Here is a 21,974-nt window from a genome sequence, read left to right as displayed (position 1 = left end):
CTGATCCCTGGGGAAATTATGCTCTCAGGCGCCGGGCTCGCCGTCCCAATAGTCGAGGTCGCTTTCCGGCCGTCCGATATGGCGGAAGCGCCCAGGCTTCGCGCCGTCCCTGTTGGTCTTGGCAAGGAACTTTCCGGAATCGGGATATTCGACGATCTCGGTTTTCGCCATCGTCGAAATGCCGAGATAGACGAGCGTCGCCGTGCCTGAATTGATGATCTGATGCGCCGTTTCAGGCCCGCCGGCTGGCGCGCCGAGCACGTCGCCCGCTTTGATCGCATGGCGCTCGTCGCCGAAACGGTATTCGCCGGCGCCTGAAATTACATAGAAGAGCTCGTCTTCGACGTGATGATTGTGGAAGGGGCAGCTCGATTTGCCGGGCGGCACTTCGTTATAGCTGATGCCGAGTCCGGCCAGGCCTAGAAGCGCCCCGAACGAGGTATCGGCGCCTTCGTAGAACGCGCCTTGTTTCCAGTGGTCGAGCTTGAGATCGGCGGTGTTGATCACCGCTTTCGGTTCCGTGGCCATGAGGTCCTCCTGTCGCAGGAAGAGAAACCATCATCGCGTCGAAAAATTCAATGATTTTCTGGGAGAGACCGGCATGGGCGGAGAGGAGACCGCCGCCCATGCGGGAAGCCGTCAGCGAACGTAGAAGGTCAGGCTTCCGTCGGCCGCCTGTTCGGCATTGACGATGTTGCGAACGTCGACGCCCTCGTTGTTAAGCCGGTGGGCGAGCGACCTGTTGGCATCGATCGAGGCCTGGATGCCGCGAACGGCCTGGCCGGAGCGCTCCGGCGCCGAGTGCGGGCCGGTCCACTCGTCGTCGAGGTTGCGCCAGTTATGGACCTGTTCGACATTGAAATCATTGCCCTGGAAGCTCCTGAGCGTCTGCTCGATGCCCCGGTCTGTGTTCATTCCAAGGCTTTCGGCCCGGCTGACGCCGGCAAATGCCAGGGAGGATAGAGCTGCGGCGAGGGTGACGGTGACAATACGGTTCATGATCATATCCTTTCATCTGCTTTGACGGTCGGCTGTCGTTGCAGGGGATCGTCGGTGTCACGACATGGAATTGGCCCTCTCCCTTTCGCGATTCAATGGCTTAAGCCACTGAAAATCCATTAAAAATTGTTCATGAAAACTGCCTTCGAATTGCCGTTTTCCAGGCATCCGGCAAAACAGGTTTTAAAGGTCTGTTCTGTCGCGTGCGGATCGTTCGGCTATCCCTTTGCGGATATTTCCTCTTTCCGTGTCGCGGCATCGGGCGAAATTGCTTGCCATTCTGATGAAGGCATGTTTTGACCGCGGCCTGCCGAGTGGAAAATGTCCTGCGAAACGAAGGTGAACCATGTCGAGAGAGACCGCTCCCCATATTTTGATCGTTGAAGCCCGCTTCTACGACGACATGGCCGACGCGCTGCTCGAAGGCGCGACCTTTGCTCTCAAGGAAGCCGGCGCCACCTATGAGGTGGTGACCGTTCCCGGCGCCCTGGAAATTCCGGCGGCGATTGCCATGTCGCTCGATGGGGACGACAATGGCGGCACGCATTATGACGGCTATGTCGCCCTCGGCATGGTCATTCGCGGCGAGACCTATCACTTCGATATCGTATCGAACGAATCCTCGCGCGCTTTGATGGATCTCGCGGTCAGCGAGTCCCTTGCCATCGGCAACGGCATCCTGACCGTGGAAAATGATGAACAGGCCTGGGCGCGCGCACGCCGCTCGGACAAGGACAAGGGCGGCTTTGCCGCCCGCGCGGCTCTGACGATGATCGAGTTGAAGCAGAAACTGGGTGCTTAACGAATGAACGACGACAAGACGGAACGGCCGGTCAAGACTGCGAACCAGCGGGGTGCTGCTCGTCTCGCGGCCGTGCAGGCGCTTTATCAGATGGATGTCGGCGGCACGGGCGTTCTGGAAATCGTGGCCGAATACGAGGCGCACCGCCTCGGGCAGGAACTCGACGGCGCGACCTATCTGAAGGCCGACGCGGGCTGGTTCCGCTCCATCGTCTCCGGCGTCGTGCGCGATCAGGTCCGTCTCGATCCGCTGATTGCCGCGGCCCTGCAGGATGATTGGGCTTTGTCCCGCCTCGACAGCACCGTGCGCGCCATCCTGCGCGCGGGCGTTTTCGAGCTGACCGACCGCAAGGACGTTCCGGTGGCGGTCATCGTCACCGAATATGTCGAGATCGCGCAGGCCTTTTTCGAGGACGACGAGCCGAAGCTCGTCAACGCCGTGCTCGACCGCATCGCCAAGCAGGTTCGCGGCGAGGCGAAGAAGTAAGCTCTTAGCCGCCGAACAATCTCCCTAAGTCTTTCTTCATACCGCAATGGTTTTCGCCCGTTGCGGTCTTGACGCCACGTGATCGACCACGCAATCTCCGGACCGCTTAGCTGTGGCATTTCTGTGGAGAGGAAAGGCGATTCGGCGGCGTTTTTGCCGGAGAAGGAGTGAGCTCCGGCCTACGGGAGGAAAGAGCGAAATGACCATTCTTTTATGCGTAATTGCATGCGGTCTGCTCTCGGTGGTCTACGCCGCCTGGGCAACCCGGTCGGTGCTTGCCGCCGATCAGGGCAACAGCCGCATGCAGGAGATCGCGGGTTATATCCGCGAAGGCGCTCAGGCCTATCTGACCCGCCAGTACAAGACCATTGCCCTTGTCGGCGTTGTCGTTTTCATCGCGGCATGGCTTCTTCTTTCCGCTACGGCCGCCATCGGCTTCCTGATCGGCGCCGTACTGTCGGGCGCTGCCGGCTTCATCGGCATGCACGTCTCCGTCCGCGCCAATGTGCGCACCGCCCAGGCGGCCTCCGCCAGCCTCTCCGCCGGCCTCGACATCGCCTTCAAATCGGGCGCGATCACCGGCATGCTGGTGGCAGGCCTCGCGCTGCTCGGCGTCTCCATCTACTACACCATATTGACGGTCGGGCTTGGACATGAAAGCGGCTCGCGTGAAGTCATCGATGCGCTGGTTGCGCTTGGCTTCGGCGCCTCGCTGATCTCGATCTTCGCCCGTCTCGGCGGCGGCATCTTCACCAAGGGCGCCGATGTCGGCGGCGACCTCGTCGGCAAGGTGGAAGCCGGCATTCCCGAGGACGATCCGCGCAACCCGGCGACGATTGCCGATAACGTCGGTGACAACGTCGGCGACTGCGCCGGCATGGCCGCCGACCTTTTCGAGACCTATGCCGTCTCCGTCGTCGCCACCATGGTTCTCGCTGCGATCTTCTTTGCCGGTGCGCCGGTCCTCCAGTCGGCGATGATCTATCCGCTGGCGATCTGCGGCGCCTGCATCATCACCTCGATCATCGGCACCTTCTTCGTCAAGCTCGGCTCGAACGGCTCGATCATGGGCGCGCTCTACAAAGGCCTCATCGTTACCGGCCTGTTGTCCATCATCGGTCTCGGCGCCGCCACTTCGCTGACGGTCGGCTGGGGCTCGCTCGGCACCGTCGCCGGCGCCGACGTTACCGGCACGAACCTCTTCATCTGCGGTCTCGTCGGCCTCGTCGTTACCGCCCTGATCGTGGTCATCACCGAATATTACACCGGCACCGGCAAGCGCCCCGTCGTTTCGATCGCCCAGTCGTCGGTGACCGGCCACGGCACCAACGTCATCCAGGGTCTTGCCGTCTCGCTGGAATCGACAGCTCTGCCGGCCATTGTCATCGTTGGCGGCATTCTCGCCACCTATCAGCTCGGCGGCCTCTTCGGCACCGGCATCGCAGTCACCGCCATGCTCGGCCTTGCCGGCATGATCGTTGCGCTCGATGCCTTCGGCCCGGTCACCGACAATGCCGGCGGTATCGCCGAGATGTCGCACCTGCCGCCGGAGGTGCGCAAGTCGACCGATGCGCTCGACGCCGTCGGCAACACCACCAAGGCCGTCACCAAGGGCTACGCGATCGGCTCGGCCGGTCTCGGCGCGCTGGTGCTCTTTGCCGCCTATGCCAACGACCTGCAATATTTCGCGGCGCATGGCGATCAGTATCCTTATTTCGCCAATATCGGCACGATCTCCTTCGAGTTGTCGAACCCCTATGTGGTTGCCGGACTGCTTTTCGGCGGCCTGATCCCCTATCTGTTCGGCGGCATCGCCATGACAGCCGTCGGCCGGGCCGCCGGCTCGATCGTCGAGGAGGTGCGCCGTCAGTTCAAGGCCAAGCCCGGCATCATGCAGGGCACGGAAAAGCCGGACTACGGCAAGGCCGTCGACCTTCTGACCAAAGCTGCGATCCGCGAGATGATCGTGCCGTCGCTGCTGCCGGTGCTGGCGCCCGTCGTCGTTTATTTCGGCGTGCTTCTGATCTCCGGCTCCAAGGCCTCGGCCTTCGCCGCCCTCGGAGCATCGCTGCTCGGCGTCATCATCAACGGCCTCTTCGTCGCCATCTCGATGACATCGGGCGGCGGCGCCTGGGACAATGCCAAGAAGAGCTTCGAGGATGGTTTCGTCGATAAGGACGGCGTGCGTCATATGAAGGGCTCGGAAGCGCACAAGGCCTCAGTTACCGGCGATACCGTCGGCGATCCCTACAAGGACACGGCCGGCCCCGCCGTCAACCCGGCGATCAAGATCACCAACATCGTGGCGCTTCTGCTGCTGGCCGTTCTCGCCGGTTGACGCATCCAGGCACCGCGCTTCGCCGCGGTGCCATACCCAACAATGAAAAAACCCGCCGGAGCGATCCGGCGGGTTTTTCGTTTGAAGCTTGTCCGATCAGCGCAGGCTGCTCGGGTTCTGCGGCGTGCCGCCGGCGCCGCCGCCGAACAGGCTGCGAGCAGCACTTGCGGCGCTGCCGCCGGAGAGCATCTGCTGCAGGAAGGTGAGTTCCTTGCCGCCGGTCGGCGTGACGCGCGAAATCGTGTCGAACACCTTGCCGTCCTGCAGCGTGTAGTTGGCGCGGCGGGTAACGACGCTGTCCTTGTCGAAATAGACGGCCAGAACGCTCTGGTCGACGACCTTCAGCTTCTGGAAGGCGACTGCGCGCGTGCGCCGCTGCGAGATATAATAAAAGACTTCGCCGTCGAAGGTCGCCGTCGTCGACGGCGTGCCGAGCGACAGCAGCACCTGCTCGCGGCTCGAACCTTCGGGAACCAGGTTCAGCGACTGCTGATCGACGACGTAGCCGCCGTTGAGCACGGTGCTGGTCTGGCAGCCGGAAAGAGCAGTGGTGGAGGCGATTATGAAGGCGATGGCCGCGCTGCTGAAGAATTTCATGTCAGACTTGAAATACCGTTTCTTCAACGACATCTACTCCCTTGAGTGTCGATAGCAGCCATTTGGGGCCTTACACGCTTCCTCCTGCAAAACCATTGTGGCCATTCCGGGTCGAATTTCCCGTTTTTGTTTCGCTGGCGCCTTGAAGGCATCGTCCCGAAACTGGCCACGATCGGCATTGCAATTCGCGCCTGCTTCGGTAAACCAGCTTTCGAAATCATGCAACAAGGCCAGACGCCAGCCGGCGCGAAGAATGAGGCATTTCCGGAAAAAACAATGATCTTCGGGCTCTTCCGCAAGAAAAACAACAATCAGGCAATCGTCGACCGGCAATATGCGGCGCTGACGGCCGCCGCGCGAATGCCCGAGCTTTACGAAGGCCTCAATGTGCCGGACACGGTCATGGGGCGTTTCGAGATGCTGTCGATCGCCATGATTCTGTTTTTCCGCCGCACGCGCGGTTCCACCACCAGCGGCCAGGAGATCGCCCAGGAGATTGTCGACGCCTTCTTCCAGGATATCGACTATTCGATCCGCGAGCTCGGCATCGGCGACAACAGCGTACCGAAACGCATGAAGAAGCTCGCCGGCATGTTCTACGGCCGGCTCGAAGCCTATTCGAAGGCGATGGATGCGGGCGATGCCGAAGCGCTCGCTCTCGCGCTCGAGCGCAACATCTATCCGGAACCCTCGACGCCGGCCGACATGTCCGGCCTCGCGGCATGGATGATGGCAGCCGAAGCCCATCTGTCCGCCGTTCCGGAAGAGCTGATCGCCACCGGTTCGGCAACGCTGCCGCCGGCCGCCTGAAGGAGGAAACGATGAAACACGATCGGGACGATGTTCCCTTCTCCTATCACGTCAAGGTCGGCCATATCTCGGCCAATCCCGTCGAGGTCCATATCGAGGCCGATGCCAGCGAATTGAAGGCGCTTGCCGAGACCTGGAGCGTGGTCTCCGTCGATGATTTGCGCGCCGATCTGCAGATCGCCCGCTGGAAACGCGACGGCGTGCGCGTCAAAGGCCGCGTGCAGGCGAAGATCGTTCAGTCCTGCGTCGTGACGCTGGAACCGGTCAAAGCCGCCATCGACGAGAGTTTCGAGCAGATTTTCGTGCCCGAGGGTTCCAAGCTTGCCCGCCAGCCCGGCAACGACGCCGGTGAGATGCTGCTCGACCCCGATGGCCCGGATCTGCCGGAGACTTTCGTCGGCGACACGATCGATGCCGGCGAGGTGGTTGCCGAATTCGCCGCTCTGGCGATCGATCCCTATCCGCGCAAGGAGGGCGTCGAGTTCCGTGGCCATATCGAGGATAGCGGCGAGAACGACAAAAAGCCCTCCGCTTTCGCGGTCCTCAAGGACTGGAAAAAGGACTGAAGCGCCTCTGGCGTTTGACATAATTCAGTTGTAAGGGACGCCAAAACCGGTATTTTGGCCGAAATTTCGCCCTCGGCGAAAAGAAGGATCAGGGACGCGTGATCAGAATATCTCTCGACCTCATGGGTGGCGACTATGGTCCCCAGGTTGTCATCCCCGGCGCCGCCAAGGCGCTGGAAAGGCATCCGGATATTTCCTTCGTTTTCTACGGCCTCAAGGAACAATGCGAACCGGTTCTCGCCAGGTTCCCGAAACTCAAGGAAAAATCGGTCTTTCACGATTGTGAGCTGGCCGTCAGCATGGAGGAGAAGCCAAGCCAGGCGCTGCGCCGCGGCCGCTATATCTCCACCATGTGGCGTTCGATCGAGGCGGTGAAGACGGGTGATGCCGACGTCGCGGTTTCGGCCGGCAATACCGGCGCTCTGATGGCGATGGCGAAGTTCTGTCTTCGCACCATGGCCAACATCGAGCGCCCGGCGATTGCGGCGATCTGGCCGACGCTGAAGGGCGAGAGCATCGTGCTCGATGTCGGCGCGACGATCGGCGCCGATGCGCAGCAGTTGATGGATTTCGCCCTGATGGGCGGCGCCATGGCGCGCGCTCTTTTCGAGATCGAGCGTCCGACGATCGGCCTTCTGAACGTCGGCGTCGAGGAGGTGAAGGGCCAGGAAGAGGTCAAGGAGGCCGGCCGGCTTCTGCGCGAGGCGAACATCGATTCGCTCGAATATTCCGGCTTCGTCGAGGGTAACGATCTCGGCAAGGGCACTGTCGACGTCGTCGTCACCGAAGGCTTCTCCGGCAATATCGCGCTGAAGACCGCCGAAGGCACGGCCAAGCAGATCGCCGAATATCTGCGTGCGGCCATGTCGCGCACGCTGCTTGCCCGCATCGGCTACCTCTTCGCCAAGAGCGCCTTCGACATGCTTCGCGAGAAGCTCGATCCGAGCAAGGTCAATGGCGGCGTGTTTCTCGGCCTGAACGGCATCGTCATCAAGAGCCATGGCGGGGCGAATGCCGAAGGCATCGCCGCGGCCATCGAGGTCGGCTACGACATGGCTAAGAACGGCCTCAATCAGAAAATAGAAAACGATCTTAAGAAATACCATGCCAAGCGGCTGCCTCCCATAGGCCCGGAAGCGGCATGAGCTACGGGGTTCAATCGAATATGATCCGTTCAGTGGTTCGCGGATTCGGAGCCGCGCTTCCGAAGCGCGTGATGACCAATCGTGACATGGAGGCCATCGTCGATACGTCGGACGAATGGATCGTCCAGCGCACCGGCATCCGCCAGCGTTACGTCGCCGGCGATGACGAGACGACGGCTTCGCTCGGCGAGGCTGCCGCACGCGCGGCCCTTGCCAATGGCGGGCTTACGCCTGCGGATATCGATCTCATCATCTGCGCTACCTCGACACCCGACAACACCTTTCCGGCGACGTCGGTCAACATCCAGAACCGTCTCGGCATGAGCCACGGCTTCGCCTTCGACGTCCAAGCCGTCTGCACCGGTTTCGTCTATGCGGTCACGACCGCGGACGCCTATATCCGCGGCGGCCTTGCAAAGCGTGTTCTGGTCATCGGCGCCGAGACTTTTTCGCGCATCCTCGATTGGAACGACCGCACCACTTGCGTGCTCTTCGGCGACGGCGCCGGTGCGATCGTGCTGGAAGCAGCCGAAGGCGAGGGTACCTCTGCCGATCGCGGCGTGCTGACGGCGCATCTGCGCTCCGACGGCTCGCACAAGGACAAGCTCTATGTCGATGGCGGACCGTCGAGCACGGGAACGGTCGGCAAGCTGCGCATGGAGGGCCGCGAGGTCTTCAAATACGCGGTCGGCATGATCACCGATGTCATCCAGGCCGCCTTCGATTCGACCGGCACCACTGCCGACGACCTCGACTGGCTGGTGCCGCATCAGGCCAACCGGCGCATCATCGACGGCTCTGCGAAAAAGCTGAACATCGCCGCGGAGAAGGTCGTCGTCACCGTCGACCTGCATGGCAACACGTCGGCCGCCTCGATCCCGCTCGCCCTTGCGACCGCTGCCGGCGACGGCCGCATCAAGAAAGGCGATCTCGTGATGCTCGAAGCCATGGGCGGCGGTTTCACCTGGGGCGCAGTTTTGCTGCGCTGGTAGGCAAGAATCCTAAAAAACTGGCGGCGAACAAGAGCTTGACCGTAAGGCGCAAGACAAATACTCTTCGTTCGCTTTCACAAAATATTTTGTAATGGGCGGGGAAACCATGACGGGAAAAACAGTGACGCGAGCAGACCTGGCGGAATCCGTTTTCCGAAAGGTAGGGCTTTCCCGGACCGAATCCGCCGAACTGGTCGAAACCGTCATCGATGAAATATGCAACGCCATCGTGCGCGGCGAAACCGTAAAACTTTCCTCCTTCGCGACCTTCCAGGTGCGCGACAAGAACGAGCGGATTGGCCGTAACCCGAAGACGGGCGAGGAGGTTCCGATTTCACCTCGCCGCGTGATGACCTTCAAGGCCTCGAACGTCCTGAAGACGCGCATCCTCAAGGCGCATGTCGCCCGCAAGGTCAAGCTGAAGCCGCAAAACCCGGCCTCCTGATCGCGACTTCCCGTTTCCCGACGGCAGTTTTTTCCTCTCGCGCTGTCCTTGGCTGTGCGCAACGTCAAGACATGACTTGAATTGTCGGCGCCAAACCTTTGAAATATGATGAGTCGCCGTTGGATCGAGCCGCGAGGTCGCGTAGCAGTATGACGTTGGACAAGAGCCCCGATGCCTTTCGCACCATCAGCGAAGTTGCAGACGATCTTGATCTGCCGCAGCATGTGCTGCGCTTCTGGGAAACGCGCTTTCCCCAGATAAAGCCGATGAAGCGCGGCGGCGGCCGTCGCTATTATCGGCCGGAGGATGTGGATCTCCTCAAGGGCATCCGGCATCTCCTCTATGATCACGGCTATACGATCAAGGGCGTCCAGAAACTTCTGAAGACCAACGGCAACAAGTTCGTCGTCGCTGTCGGCCATGGCGATCTCGCCAGCGTCGAGGCGCTTGCGTCTGGCGTGCAGGAGGCGGGCGCCGGCGAACCGCGCGTCGGCATGGCCGAGGAAGATCAGATCGTCGGGCGCGCCAAGCCGCCGATCACCCGCCGCTTCTTCAACTTCGTCGCCGGAGACGATGACCAGCCGGAAGTCTCGATCGGCAAGTCGAGCGTCGGCAAGGAAGACAGGGCGCTGCTGCAGGAGGCGCTTTACGATCTCCTGGAATGCAAGCGTCTGCTCGATCAGGTGCGCTGAGCAGGAAGGTCCTAAAGCGCGTCGCGATCTTTTGGATTCGCTCCTTGCGCTTTAAGTGTTGTTTTTACGCATGTCGTTGCCGTAAAACCGCTGCACACTTTTGCGCGACATGCGTCACGCTGCAGTCAGCCGCTTCATCGCCTCTTCGAGCTCGCTGAGCTGGAAGGGTTTGCGCAAGACGGGCAGCGTGCCTGCGCTGCTGCCTTCCGGCGCACTGCCATACCCGGTTGCGAAGAGATAGGGCTTGCCGCGTTCGTCGAGTAGCTTTGCGACGGGCAGCGAGCTGTGGCCGGCAAGCGAGACGTCCAGGATCGCGGCATCGAATTCCGAGTCTTTGGCCGTTGCCAGCGCCCGTTCCAGATCAGGGGCGCTCGCGCAGACCCGGTAGCCAAGATCGCTGAGCATATCCTCGAGCAACATGGCGATCAGCGCATCGTCTTCGACGATGAATATGTCTTTCATGATTCCCGTCCACCCATTTACCTTGCCGGGCATGCAGATATGTGGACTGCTTATGCGGCTCGTCAAGACGTCCTGCACGGCAGTGCGAGAAACTGCATATTGCCGGGTGAAATTCGATGTGCAAAAGCTGGAATGCCGGTGTCGAAGCGGAGGGAAGAGTCTGGAATGGATTTGCTGAGTGCCACGGACTGGTTGCGTCAGAGGCCCGCTTTTACATATCCGCTGGCTTTCGCCGCGGTTGGATTGACGTTTCTTCTGAGGCTTGCCGCCAGCGATTATCTTTCCGGGTTTCCTTTCCTGAGTTTCCTTCCGGCGATCCTGTTCGCGAGCTTCATCGGCGGCGCGGGACCCGGCCTCGTCGCGGCCATGCTCGCCTGTTTCGTCGTCCAGCAGTTCTTCGTCGAGCCGCATGATGTCTTCTGGCCTGTCAGCGCCGGGCAATGGGTCGGTCTTTCGACCTATCTCATCAATGCCGTGATCATCATCGGCCTGATGGAGATGATCATCGTCGCCCATGCCAGGCAGAGCCGCCTTCGCGACGAGCTCAACAGTTTCAACGAGCGTCTGGAAGAGACGGTGGCGCAGCGCACGGGCGAACTCAGGCATGAAATGGAAGAGAATGCTGCCGCTCAGGCGCAGGTGCGCCAGTTGCAGAAGATGGAGACGATCGGTCAGCTGACGGGCGGCGTTGCCCATGACTTCAACAACATGCTGGCGATCATCATCGGCAATCTCGACCTTGCCCAGCGGCGCTTGACCGGAAACGAGGATCCGCGCCTGCTGAATTCCATCCAGAATGCCAAGGACGGCGCCCAGCGGGCGGCGGTGTTGACCGCGCGCCTTCTTGCCTTCTCGCGCCAGCAGCCGCTGGCTCCCGAGGTGATCGATGTCAACAAGCTGGTCGGCGGCATGTCGGAGCTGCTGCGGCGTACGCTCGGCGAGCATATCCGCATCGAGACCGTGCTTGCCGGCGGTCTCTGGCCGAGCTTTGCCGATCTCAGCCAGCTTGAAAACGCCATGCTGAACCTTGCCGTCAACGCCCGCGACGCCATGCCGGGCGGCGGTCATCTGACGATCGAGACCGCCAACACCGAACTCGACGAGCGATATGCGCGCATGCACTCGGAAGTGGATGCCGGCCAATATGTGATGATCAGCATCACCGACACCGGAACCGGCATGTCGCCTGATGTGATCGATCGCGCCTTCGATCCCTTCTACACGACCAAGGGGCCGGGCAAGGGGACCGGCCTCGGCCTCAGCCAGGTCTATGGCTACATCAAGCAGAGCAGGGGCCACATCAAGATCTACTCGGAGATCGATAGAGGCACGACGGTCAAGATCTATCTTCCGAGGCATGTCGGTGCGGCCGACGCCCGCGCGAGCGCCGGCTCTCGGCCGATCCCTCAGGGCAGCGCCAATGATACGATTCTTGTGGTGGAGGATGACGAACACGTCCGCACCATGACTGCCGAGAGCCTGCACGAGCTGGGCTATACCGTCTTGCAGGCTGCGAGCGGCACGGAGGCGCTTCTCATTCTTGAGAAAAATGCGGCGGTGGACCTGATATTCACGGATATCGTCATGCCCGAGATGAGCGGGCGCCAGCTTGCCGATATCGTCGAGGAAAGATGGCCGGCGATCCGCATCCTCTATACGACCGGCTACACGCGCAATGCTATCGTCCACAACGGCGTGCTCGATCACGGTGTTTCCCTGCTGGCCAAGCCTTTCAGCCTGGAGCAGCTGGCCCACAAGATCCGCGACATTCTGAACGTGCCAGGAAGGGTACACGACGAGCGGACGTGAGGCCGCAACAAGGCCGCACGCCCGCTGCCTTCAGATCGTGTTATTCCAAAACCTGGATCACGCGATGCGTCTGCGGCTCAACGATGACGCGCCGATCGTTGACGACGGTATAGGCGTAGCCGTCGACATTCGGCACGGTATGCACTTCGATCGTGTCGGGCAGCGTCGTGCCGACCACGACGTCGCCGTCATAGACGACGGACGGCGTATTTTGCTCCATCACATAAGTGCGCACCTCGCCGGGCAGTACCACAGTTGAGTTGGTCGGTGCGGGATCGGTGACGATGACGCTGCTCTGCGCGAATGCGGAAGAGCAGATGGTCAGCATGGCGGCCGCAGCCAGCATGGTCTTGCGCATGGGTGTTCTCCTTTTCCTACCCCAGACACGAAGGCAACGTCGGCCATGCTTCATGGTTCCCCATGTCCCGGCGGCAGCGTTTCTATGTCTGCTTTTGTGCGCGCTTCAACAATCGCCGCGGGGGCGAAGGCCGGGGGAAGACCGATTAAGTTGTTGGCGAATCACTTTGCGCATCATAGGGTTGAGTCGTCCTAACAGCATCCAGCATGGGTTCGTCCGGTGACGCCGAGGCGCGGTTGGTTACTCTTCGTTAACCATGTTGGCGGTTTATGTCCGGTAGGCGGCCCGTGGGTCGTTGATTCGAAGATCCGTCGCGTTTCGGCTTGCGAATGGATATCTGGGAAACGATTGCGGCGGCTCGAGATATGCACTTGCGGAAAACGATATCGCTGGTGGCCGTGGCGGGCGCGATAGCCGGCTGCACATCGACAGGCGGTGTACGCGAGCCGTCGGGACCAGAGACCGTTGCGCCCGAAAAGGCGCTGGTTTTGCCGCCGCCGGGCGGCCCGTCGATCGTCAGCGTCGTGGAGCGCAAGCACGGCAATGGTGTCGAGCAGACGATCTCGCTGTTTACCTCATCCTCCGTGCCCGGCCAGAATTTCCTGAAGGTCCAGTTCTTCGGCGCCTCCGGCGCCAATCCCGGCACCGGTAATGCCGGTTACAAGATGATCAATGAGGGTGCGATTGCCCGCGAGGTGGCGCGCTCGGCTCCCGGCGTGCCGATGGCGACCTCGGCGACCTTTCTGCAGAACAGCTACGGCCCCTTCGGTTATGCCGCCGGCCAAAGCCGCGCCGGCGACACGTGCATCTATGCCTGGCAGCAGATCCGCTCGAGCGCGTCTGCCAATACTCAGGCGCGCAATTTCGGCATGATCCAGCTGCGCCTGCGGCTCTGCGACGCCAGGGCGAGCGAGCGCCAGCTGCTCGGCATCGTCTACGGCTACACCGTCACCGGCACCTTCGACGGTGAGATATGGAACCCGTACGGCAATCCGCCGCCCGCCGACGCAGCGCTCGGACGCACCGGTCAGCCGATCTATCCCGACGAAGGCGGTTATCGCACCGGCCCGATGCCGATCGGCTACGAGCCGGCGCCCGCCATTGTCAGCCGGCCGCGGACAGCTCCGGTCCGCAGTGCCCCAGCTTCGCAACCGGCGCAGAATACCGCGCCGCTGCCGGCGCCCATCGGCCCGCGCGTGCCGCTGCCGGGCGAGGCGCCGCAGGCGAGCGCGAAGCCGGCCCCGTTGGCTGCGCCTGTCGAACAATTCGCAAGGGCGATCGGCGTCACCGTGCCGTCGCCGGACTGCATAGGCGACGCGGCCATGACGGCCGCCTGCCGGAAATAATGAGCATATCTGGAGCGCCCGACGGTGCCTCCGGTTGAGCAATTTCGAAGGAAGGTCGATGCGCAAAGCCCGCAGTGTCATCATCTGGGCCGTGGTTTCGCTCTGCATGATCGTGCTGATCACGCTTCCGGTCAATTTGCAGACCCAGCTCATCACCAGCATCACGGTCGTGACCGTCATGGCGCTGATCAAGATCCTGAAGGGCGAGGGGACCTGGCGCCTGGTGGCGCTCGCCTTCGGCACGTCGATCGTGCTGCGCTATGTCTACTGGCGCACCACCAACACGCTTCCGCCTTTGAATCAGCCGGAAAATTTCATCCCCGGCCTGCTGCTCTATCTTGCCGAGATGTACAGCGTCGCGATGCTGGCGCTCAGCCTCTTCATCGTCGCGACACCGCTGCCGCCACGCCCCTCGCGCGCCGCAAATCCCGGACGCCTTCCTCACGTCGACATCTTCGTGCCGTCCTACAACGAGGACGCCGGCCTTCTCGGAAACACGCTGGCCGCCGCCAAGGCCATGGATTATCCGGCCGACAAGCTGCATGTCTGGCTGCTTGACGATGGCGGCACCTTGCAGAAGCGCAACTCCGGCAAGCTGCTCGAGGCCCAGGCGGCGGCTGCCCGCCATACCGAGTTGAAGCAGCTCTGTGAGGATCTCGACGTCAACTACCTCACGCGCGACCGCAACGAGCATGCCAAGGCTGGCAATCTCAACAACGGCATGAAACATTCGAGCGGCGAGCTCATCGCCGTCTTCGACGCGGACCACGCACCGACTCGCGATTTCCTGCTCGAGACCGTCGGCTATTTCGAAGACGATCCGAAGCTTTTCCTCGTCCAGACGCCGCATTTCTTCATCAATCCCGACCCGTTGGAGCGCAACCTGCGCACCTTCGAGAAGATGCCGAGCGAGAACGAAATGTTCTACGGCATCATCCAGCGCGGCCTCGATAAATGGAACGCTGCCTTCTTCTGCGGCTCGGCCGCGGTTCTGAGCCGCAAGGCGCTCGAATCCCAGAACGGCTTTTCCGGCATCAGCATCACGGAGGATTGTGAGACGGCACTGGCGCTGCATGGCAGCGGCTGGAACAGCATCTATGTCGACAAGCCGCTGATCGCCGGCCTGCAGCCCGCCACCTTCGCCAGCTTCATCGGCCAGCGCAGCCGCTGGGCGCAGGGCATGATGCAGATCCTGCGCTTCCGGTTCCCGCTTCTGAAGCGTGGGCTATCGATCCCGCAGCGTCTTTGCTACATGTCCTCCACGCTTTTCTGGCTCTTCCCGTTCCCGCGCACGATCTTCCTGTTTGCGCCGCTCTTCTACCTGTTCTTCGATCTGGAAATCTTCACGGCCTCCGGCGGCGAGTTCCTCGCCTATACGCTGGCCTACCTGCTCGTGAATCTGATGATGCAGAACTATCTCTATGGCTCGTTCCGCTGGCCGTGGATTTCCGAGCTCTACGAATATGTGCAGACCGTTCATCTGCTGCCGGCCGTCGTCTCGGTGATGCTCAACCCGCGCAAGCCGACCTTCAAGGTGACCGCCAAGGACGAATCGATCTCCGTCAGCCGCTTGTCGGAGATCAGCCGTCCGTTCTTCGTCATCTTCGCGGTGCAGATCGTCGCGCTCGTCATCACCATCTACAAGATCTATGCCGAGCCTTATAAGGCCGATGTGACGCTCGTCGTCGGCGGCTGGAACGTCATCAACCTGATCATGGCCGGCTGCGCGCTCGGCGTCGTGTCGGAGCGCGGCGAGCGCGCTTTGTCCCGCCGCGTCCGCGTCAACCGGCGCTGTGAATTCTCCGCCAACGGCAAGTGGTACACGGCTTCGATCGAGGATGTTTCCGTCCACGGCGCAAGGCTTCATATCTTTAACAAACATCTCGACGAGATGCTCGTCGGCGCGCCCGGCGAAATCCGCTTCCGGCCCTATAGCGGCGCGGAGCTGGCAACCTTGCCGCTCATCGTCCGCAACATCGAGCCGTCGGGCGACATCACCAATGTCGGCTGCCAGTACGTGCCGAAAAGCGCGCTCGACCATCGCCTGATCGCCGACCTGATGTTTGCCAATTCCGACCAGTGGACCCAGTTCCAGGAGTCGCGCCGCCGCAATCCGGGCATCATCCGCGGCACCATCTGGTTCCTCGGCCTGTCGCTCTATCAGACGAGCCGCGGCCTGATCTATCTCTTCCGCAGCATGCGGCCGGAAAAGGAAGCCCAGCAGCGAACGGCAAAGGTCAACGCCGGATGAGAACAGCCGTCGCCGCGTCGCTCATTTTGCTCCATGCTTCCGTCTTCGCCCAGGCGCAGACGGCGCCCTTCGACATGTCCGGCGAGCGGCCGCCCGGTGCGCCCATTGCTCCGAGATTGGCGCCGGCCGCTGCTCCTGCGGCGCCGGCGCCGGTTCCCGCCGCTCCGGCTGCCGTTCCGCCACCGATCGCCACCGAGCCGCAGCCGGCGGCGCCCGCGCCCCAGCCTGCCGTGGCGGCAAATCCAGCTTCGCCGCCGCGCTCCGTCGATGTCCGCCGCTATGTTTTGCCGTTTTCGAAACTTGCTCTTGCCGGGGAATACGACCGCCGGTCATGGTCGGTCTATCTGACGCCGGAGCAGGCGGCGGCCAAGGCAAGCTTTACCTTCGCCTACCAGAATTCGATCGTCGCCGCGCCCGAGGCGTCCGCGTTGACCATCTACCTCAACAACCGTCCGATCGGCCAGCAACGCATCAGTTCGCCGGATGGCCCGTCGGCAGTCACTTTCCAAATTCCCTCCGGTCTGCTGCAGCCCGGCGCCAACCTCGTCACCTTTGAAGCCGATCAGCGCCATCGCACCGATTGCAGCATCCAGTCCACCTATGAACTGTGGTCGAACATCGATCCGGCCGGAACCTATATGAGCTTCGCCGGCCGGGATGCCGCAGAGCTATCGAGCGCAGATGCCATCCGCGCCATCGGCGTCGACAGCGCCGGCAAGACCGAGTTCGACATCGTTGTCCCGGCGCTGGAACAGCCGGGAACGACCAAACCGCTGCTGCGGCTGGCGCAGGGCCTGTCGGTGTTGAGCAGCATGCCGAACCAGGTCTTCGCTTTCGGCACGGGCTCGCTTCCGGTCACCGGACCCGGCAAGCTCAGCGTGCTCGTCGGCACCGCGGCGGAGCTGCGGCCGTTCTTTCCGAGCCTTCCGCCTGCGGCCGAAAGTGCCGCGCTCGCCGCCTTCGTTACCGATCCGCGCAGCGGCTCGCCGGTGCTGCTGATCAGCGGTCCTTCCTGGCAGGCGGTCTCCTCGGCGATCGACACCATCGTCGCCCCGACGGACAGATCCCCGGATACGCGCCGCGATGTGCTGACGACGGAACGCTGGAGCGCGCCGAATGCGCCGCTCATCTTTTCCGACACGAACGTCGCTTTATCGCAGCTCGGCGTGAAGACCACCGAATTCTCGGGGCGGCGGTTCCGGACCGACTTCAACATCGGCGTGCCGGCCGATTTCTACGCCAACGCGTATGGCGAAGCGAAGGTGCTGCTCGACGCCGCCTACACAGACAATGTGCTGCCCGGCAGCCATATCGACATCTACGTCAACGGCAACATCGCCTCCACCGTGCCGATCACCACGACATCGGGCGGCATTCTCCGTCATCTGCCGATCCGCATGACGATGCGTCACTTCAAGCCCGGCCTCAATTCGATTGCGATCGAGGCGATCCTGATGACCAAGGACGATGCGGCCTGCACACCCGGCGCCAACGCCGGCGCCAATCCGCGTTTTGCCCTCTTCGATACCTCGGAACTGCATATTCCCGATTTTGCCCGCGTCGGTCAGCGGCCGAACCTGGCCGCGGTCGCCGGCACCGCCTATCCCTATGGCCGCGACCTTGAGCCCGTGCCGCTCTTCATCGACCGCGCCGACCCTGATACGCTTTCGGCCGCTGCCACGCTTCTTGGCCAGATGGCGATCGTGGCCGGCCATCCGATCTCGGTCGAAACCGTTGCCTCGCCGAATACGATCGGCGATCGTGATGCGATCTTCATCGGCTCGATCTCGCAGATGCCGGCGACCGTGCTGACGCAGACCAATGTCTCCACGACCAGCCAGGCATCGTGGCGGCCCGTCGTCGATACGCAGACAGCGGTCGTTGATACCGGCGCGGCCTTCGAACAGTGGAATTCCAAGGTCAGCGGCGGTGTGTTGCGCGGCCGGATCACCGCCTTCCGCGAATGGCTGTGGCGCAATTTCGATATTTCCCGCAGCTCGTTGCAATTCGTGCCCGGCGCCGAGGAGATCTTCACGCCGTCCAACGCCGCCACGCTTCTGGTCGCTCAGGGCGCCAGCCCGGCCGGAGGCGGCTCATGGACCGTGGTGACGGCGCCTTCGGCGAAGGATTTGCGCGAAGGGCTCGCGGCCGTGACCGAGCAATTGAACTGGTCGCAGATATCGGGCCACATCACCACCTATTCGAGCAAGACAGGCAAGGTCGACACGGTGCCCGTCACCCGTTTCGATTTCGTCCCGTCCACGCCCTGGTCGATCGGCAATTACCGCCTGATCGCCGCCAACTGGCTGTCGACGAACATCCTGTCCTATGCCTTCCTGCTTGTTGTCTTCGTATTGCTGATCGGCTTCGCCACGTCGAGCATGCTGAGAAGGCTGGGTCGGTCGCAATGAGAGGGTGGATCGCGCTCCTGTTTGCGGCAACGGTCGCACTCTCTCCCGTGGGCTCGCCCGCCCTCGCGCAGCAGGCGATGATCAATGCAGGGGCATGGTCTGCCTATAAGGCGAAATTTCTCGATGCGTCCGGCCGCATCGTCGACAATGGCAACGGCAATATCAGCCATAGCGAAGGGCAGGGCTATGGCTTGCTGCTCGCCTACCTCTCGGCAAGCCCCGCCGATTTCGAACAGATCTGGTATTTTACCCGCACGGAACTGCTGCTGCGCGACGATGGTCTGGCCGTGTGGAAGTGGGATCCGAACGTCAAACCGCATGTCACCGACACCAACAATGCCACCGACGGCGACATGCTGATCGCCTATGCGCTGGCGCTTGCCGGTACGGCGTGGAAACGCGACGACTATATCCTCGCCGCCTCCCGCATGGCGCAGTCGCTGCTTGCCGAAACCGTGGTGCGTACAGACGGCCGGACGCTGTTGATGCCGGGAGCGGAAGGCTTCACTGCCGCCGATCGCGACGACGGCCCCGTCGTCAACCCGTCCTATTGGATTTACGAGGCCATTCCCGTGATGGCCGTGCTCGCTCCCTCGGATGACTGGAAGAAACTGTCGGAAGACGGCGTGGCGCTGTTGAAGACGATGCAGTTCGGCCCGCGCAAGCTTCCGGCCGAATGGGTGAGCCTGCGCGGCCAGCCACGGCCCGCGGAGGGGTTCGATGCCGAATTCGCCTATAACGCCATTCGCATACCGCTTTATCTCGCGCGTGGCGGCGTGACCGACAAGGCGCTGCTGACCCACCTGCAGCAGGGCATGTTGCAGGACGGCCTTCCCACCACCGTCGATCTGACCACCGGCCGGCCGAAGGCCGTGCTGTCGGACCCTGGTTATCGAATTGTTAACGATGTTCTGGCCTGTGTAATCGATGGGACCAAGCTGCCGGCTTCGGCTCTGCAATTTGCGCCCGCACTCTATTATCCGTCCACGCTTCAGCTGCTGGGGCTGGCCTATATTGGGGAGAAGCATCCGGAGTGTCTGTGAAGACTTCTCTCGTGGCGATTTCGGCGGCAGCCGTGGTGGCGACCCTCGTCACCGGGTTGAAGGACCGTGGCGCTCTGCAGGAAAAATTCGGCCTTGGACCCGCGGCAAAGCCGGCGCCGGAATTGATGATGATGGGCCGGATCAAGCCCAGCGACGCTCCGGCGGTCGATCCCGAATACGTGCAGAGTGTCACTGATAAGATCGAGGCGATTACTTCTCCATCGCCGTCGGCACCGGTTGCACCCGAGGCGCAAACGGCTGCGCCGCAGCCTGCGGCACCGCAACCCGCTGTGCCACAGACGACCGCAGAGCCGACGCCGGTTCCGCCTCCGATCGTTTCGGCGCCGCCGCCACCGCAGCAGGCCGCAGAACAGCCGCAGCCACAGCCTGCTGTCGATGAAAGCGCGCTGCGTTATTTCGCCAGCCGCGGCGACAAGGTGCGCCTGCAGGCCGAAATTTCCCGCCTTCAGGCGCTCTATCCGAACTGGGTTCCGCCGGCCGATCCGCTCGCCGTGCCGCAGAATGGCGACAAGCGGCTCGAGGCCATGTGGCAGCTTTATTCCGACGGCCGCTATGCCGAGCTGCGCAAGGCGATCGCCGACCGTCAGGCCGAGGATGCCGGCTGGCAGCCGCCGGCCGATTTGCTCGACCGCCTCGACGTCGTCGAAGCCCGCGCCCGCCTCGTGAATGCTTCGGACCTCAAGCAATATGCGACCGTGGTCGATATCGCTGCCGTAACGCCGAGCCTGCTGACCTGCAGCGAGGTCGACGTTCTCTGGCGCGTCGCCGAAGCCTTCGTCCAGACGAAGAGGGCGCAGCGCGGGCAGGATGCCTACACCTATATCCTGAAGAATTGCACCGATCCCGCCGAGCGGCAGGCGACGGTCGAAAAGGCCTCGACGCTGCTCGGCTACCAGCCGATGCAGGCGCTGCTGGCGCTGGAAAAGCCGGCCGCCGGCGGCAGCAGGGAATTCGATGCGATCCGCGATAATCTTGCACGGCGCTTTGTGGCCGAAGGCAATGACGATCCGAAGCTCGCCATCGCGCCCGACTATGTCGCCCGCGTGGAAAAACTCGCCGCGACCGAGGGCCTTGCCTCGGATGCGCTGCTGCTCGGCTGGTATCAGCTTCGCCGCAACAACGATGCCGATGCCGAGAAGTGGTTCCGCGCCGCCCGCGCCAAGCAGGATTCGGCGGCCGCTTCGCAGGGGCTGGCGCTGGCGCTGATTGCCCGCAAGGCGCCTGAGGAAGCCGAGGACGTGATGTTCCGCTGGCGCGCCGATTCCGACGATGCGACCGCCACCTATCTCGCCGCCACCGCCAACCTGATGGCGTTGCAGCCGCCGGCCGATCTGGCCGAAGACGTGCTGCACCGTATCGCCGCGGAGATCATTGCCAGGAAATATGCGCCGACGGCGCAGCAGTTCGGCTGGTACGCCCGCTCTCTCAATCAGTTCCAGACCGCCGCGCGCTGGTTCGAGACGGCGCTCGCCTGGAAACCCGATGACGAACCCTCCGCCTATGGCCTCGTCATTACCCGCGAACAGTTGAACGACCGCAAGGCTGTGGCCGACCTCCAGCGCGCCTGGGCCGGCCGTTCGGCCCGGATCGCCAATCTGGAAGACACGGCCGCTCTGACGCCGGGTGCGGTCATGCCGCCGGAGAAGGCTGCGCTCGCCCCGCAGAAACAGGCTCCGCAGCAGCCGACGCAGCGCCCCGCCGCCATCGAGCCGCTTCCGGCCGAACGCGGCACCGCCCAGCAGCCGGAGCCGGAAATGGCCGTTCGTGCGGCAAGATCCGCAATGCAGACCGTGACCGTCCGGCGCGGTCCGCGCCAGACGCGCGGCTGCTCGACGACCGTCGACTCTGCGCAGCTGAGCCCGAACGACGCGCTGTCGCGCGGCTGGTGCCTGATGGACATTAATCGTCCGATGGAGGCAATCTCCGCTTTCGAGGCGGCATTGCAGAGCCCCGTGCGTAGGGTTCGCGAGGATGCAGCCTATGGCCAGAGCCTCGCCTATCTGCGTGCCGGCCTTTCCAGCAATGCGGCCGTTGCAGCCACCAAGGCGCCGCAGAATCGCCAGCGTGCCGCCGAGCTCCAGGTGGCGATCCTCGCCGATCGCGCCCTTTCGGCCTTCGATGCCGGGCGTTATCGCGAGACGCTCATCTATCTCGATCAGCGCGCCCAGCTGCAGCAGGAGCGCATCGACCTGATGGTGCTGCGCGGCTATTGCTATCTCAATCTGAAGATGTACGACGATGCCGGCCGCATCTTCCAGGCCGCCGCCGCGACCGGCAGTCGCGATGCGGCCCGCGGCCTTGCGGACCTGCGCAACGCGACCCACCCCGACGTCAACAACTGACGTTGACGTCGCCGCCGCTCTCCGCTACTCGCCTGCCTGAGGGGCCGTCCGCGCCTCGT

Annotated in this window: 21 protein-coding genes; 16 read left to right on the top strand and 5 right to left on the bottom strand. The window is 62.7% G+C overall.

Annotated features, from left to right (window positions below; genetic code table 11):
- Positions 1–24: 24 nt before the first annotated feature.
- Positions 25–528 (bottom strand): cupin domain-containing protein, encoded by a 504-nt coding sequence (locus CO670_RS07135; protein ID WP_097589603.1) that lies wholly within the window; start codon positions 526–528, stop codon positions 25–27.
- Positions 529–639: 111 nt separating this feature from the next.
- Complete coding sequence (locus CO670_RS07130) at positions 640–999, bottom strand: hypothetical protein (RefSeq protein WP_088677361.1); 360 nt, start codon at positions 997–999, stop codon at positions 640–642.
- A gap of 132 nt (positions 1,000–1,131) precedes the next feature.
- Between CO670_RS07130 and CO670_RS32890 the strand changes: the two genes are divergently transcribed.
- The 4 genes from CO670_RS32890 (at position 1,132) to CO670_RS07115 (ending at position 4,625) form a co-directional block, all read left to right on the top strand.
- Positions 1,132–1,299 (top strand): hypothetical protein, encoded by a 168-nt coding sequence (locus CO670_RS32890; RefSeq protein WP_176538885.1) that lies wholly within the window; start codon positions 1,132–1,134, stop codon positions 1,297–1,299.
- A gap of 46 nt (positions 1,300–1,345) precedes the next feature.
- Positions 1,346–1,801, top strand: coding sequence for a 6,7-dimethyl-8-ribityllumazine synthase (locus tag CO670_RS07125; protein ID WP_097589602.1), 456 nt, complete (start codon positions 1,346–1,348; stop codon positions 1,799–1,801).
- A gap of 3 nt (positions 1,802–1,804) precedes the next feature.
- Positions 1,805–2,287 (top strand): transcription antitermination factor NusB, encoded by a 483-nt coding sequence (gene nusB, locus CO670_RS07120; RefSeq protein ID WP_088677105.1) that lies wholly within the window; start codon positions 1,805–1,807, stop codon positions 2,285–2,287.
- A gap of 199 nt (positions 2,288–2,486) precedes the next feature.
- Positions 2,487–4,625 (top strand): sodium-translocating pyrophosphatase, encoded by a 2,139-nt coding sequence (locus tag CO670_RS07115; protein ID WP_097589601.1) that lies wholly within the window; start codon positions 2,487–2,489, stop codon positions 4,623–4,625.
- Positions 4,626–4,721: 96 nt separating this feature from the next.
- Here CO670_RS07115 and CO670_RS07110 read toward each other — a convergent pair whose 3' ends face one another.
- A complete protein-coding gene (locus tag CO670_RS07110) occupies positions 4,722–5,255 on the bottom strand; it encodes an outer membrane protein assembly factor BamE (RefSeq protein ID WP_097589600.1) in 534 nt (177 codons plus the stop codon).
- 186 nt (positions 5,256–5,441) lie between these two features.
- On the opposite strand from CO670_RS07110, the gene CO670_RS07105 reads away from it, so the two are divergent.
- The 6 genes from CO670_RS07105 to CO670_RS07080 all read left to right on the top strand — a co-directional run bounded on the left by CO670_RS07105 (position 5,442) and on the right by CO670_RS07080 (position 9,872).
- The gene (locus CO670_RS07105) at positions 5,442–6,032 is read left to right on the top strand and encodes a ubiquinol-cytochrome C chaperone family protein (RefSeq protein WP_097589726.1); all 591 of its coding nucleotides are present in this window, start codon (positions 5,442–5,444) and stop codon (positions 6,030–6,032) included.
- Positions 6,033–6,043: 11 nt separating this feature from the next.
- On the top strand, positions 6,044–6,598 hold the full coding sequence (locus tag CO670_RS07100; protein ID WP_097589599.1) for a DUF177 domain-containing protein: 555 nt from the start codon (positions 6,044–6,046) through the stop codon (positions 6,596–6,598).
- 98 nt (positions 6,599–6,696) lie between these two features.
- Positions 6,697–7,743: a phosphate acyltransferase PlsX gene (gene plsX, locus CO670_RS07095; protein ID WP_097589598.1), complete on the top strand. Its 1,047-nt coding sequence runs from the start codon at positions 6,697–6,699 to the stop codon at positions 7,741–7,743.
- A gap of 20 nt (positions 7,744–7,763) precedes the next feature.
- Complete coding sequence (locus CO670_RS07090) at positions 7,764–8,735, top strand: beta-ketoacyl-ACP synthase III (RefSeq protein ID WP_088677362.1); 972 nt, start codon at positions 7,764–7,766, stop codon at positions 8,733–8,735.
- 106 nt (positions 8,736–8,841) lie between these two features.
- Entirely contained in the window at positions 8,842–9,180 is a 339-nt protein-coding gene (locus CO670_RS07085) for an integration host factor subunit alpha (RefSeq protein ID WP_088677111.1), read from the top strand.
- A gap of 149 nt (positions 9,181–9,329) precedes the next feature.
- Positions 9,330–9,872, top strand: a complete 543-nt coding sequence (locus CO670_RS07080) for a MerR family transcriptional regulator (RefSeq protein ID WP_097589597.1) — start codon at positions 9,330–9,332, stop codon at positions 9,870–9,872.
- Positions 9,873–9,986: 114 nt separating this feature from the next.
- On the opposite strand, the gene CO670_RS07075 is transcribed toward CO670_RS07080, so the two are convergent.
- On the bottom strand, positions 9,987–10,334 hold the full coding sequence (locus tag CO670_RS07075; RefSeq protein WP_097589596.1) for a response regulator: 348 nt from the start codon (positions 10,332–10,334) through the stop codon (positions 9,987–9,989).
- Between the two features lie 165 nt (positions 10,335–10,499).
- Here CO670_RS07075 and CO670_RS07070 point away from each other — a divergent pair, with 165 nt between their 5' ends.
- Positions 10,500–12,143 carry a response regulator gene (locus tag CO670_RS07070; RefSeq protein WP_097589595.1) on the top strand — a complete coding sequence of 548 codons (1,644 nt, stop codon included), beginning with the start codon at positions 10,500–10,502 and terminating at the stop codon, positions 12,141–12,143.
- 40 nt (positions 12,144–12,183) lie between these two features.
- On the opposite strand, the gene CO670_RS07065 is transcribed toward CO670_RS07070, so the two are convergent.
- Positions 12,184–12,501, bottom strand: a complete 318-nt coding sequence (locus tag CO670_RS07065; protein WP_097589594.1) for a DUF1236 domain-containing protein — start codon at positions 12,499–12,501, stop codon at positions 12,184–12,186.
- A gap of 365 nt (positions 12,502–12,866) precedes the next feature.
- Here CO670_RS07065 and bcsN point away from each other — a divergent pair, with 365 nt between their 5' ends.
- From bcsN to CO670_RS07040, 5 genes are read left to right on the top strand one after another with little or no spacing between them, the layout of a single operon-like run.
- Complete coding sequence (gene bcsN, locus CO670_RS07060) at positions 12,867–13,847, top strand: cellulose biosynthesis protein BcsN (protein WP_097589725.1); 981 nt, start codon at positions 12,867–12,869, stop codon at positions 13,845–13,847.
- A 58-nt stretch (positions 13,848–13,905) separates the two neighbouring features.
- Entirely contained in the window at positions 13,906–16,098 is a 2,193-nt protein-coding gene (gene bcsA, locus CO670_RS07055; protein WP_097589593.1) for a UDP-forming cellulose synthase catalytic subunit, read from the top strand.
- A complete protein-coding gene (locus CO670_RS07050; protein ID WP_097589592.1) occupies positions 16,095–18,509 on the top strand; it encodes a cellulose biosynthesis cyclic di-GMP-binding regulatory protein BcsB in 2,415 nt (804 codons plus the stop codon). The genes bcsA and CO670_RS07050 overlap by 4 nt, the downstream gene beginning before the upstream one ends.
- Positions 18,506–19,552: a glycosyl hydrolase family 8 gene (locus tag CO670_RS07045; protein WP_097589591.1), complete on the top strand. Its 1,047-nt coding sequence runs from the start codon at positions 18,506–18,508 to the stop codon at positions 19,550–19,552. Before CO670_RS07050 ends, CO670_RS07045 begins: the two co-directional genes overlap by 4 nt.
- A complete protein-coding gene (locus CO670_RS07040; protein ID WP_097589590.1) occupies positions 19,549–21,915 on the top strand; it encodes a cellulose synthase in 2,367 nt (788 codons plus the stop codon). The genes CO670_RS07045 and CO670_RS07040 overlap by 4 nt, the downstream gene beginning before the upstream one ends.
- Positions 21,916–21,974 lie beyond the last annotated feature (59 nt).

It is taken from the genome of Rhizobium sp. J15 (genome assembly GCF_002531825.1).
In the GTDB taxonomy this organism is placed as follows: Bacteria; Pseudomonadota; Alphaproteobacteria; order Rhizobiales; family Rhizobiaceae; genus Rhizobium.
The sequence above is the reverse complement of the archived record's forward strand: the minus strand, read 5'-3'. Positions and strand labels throughout refer to the sequence as shown.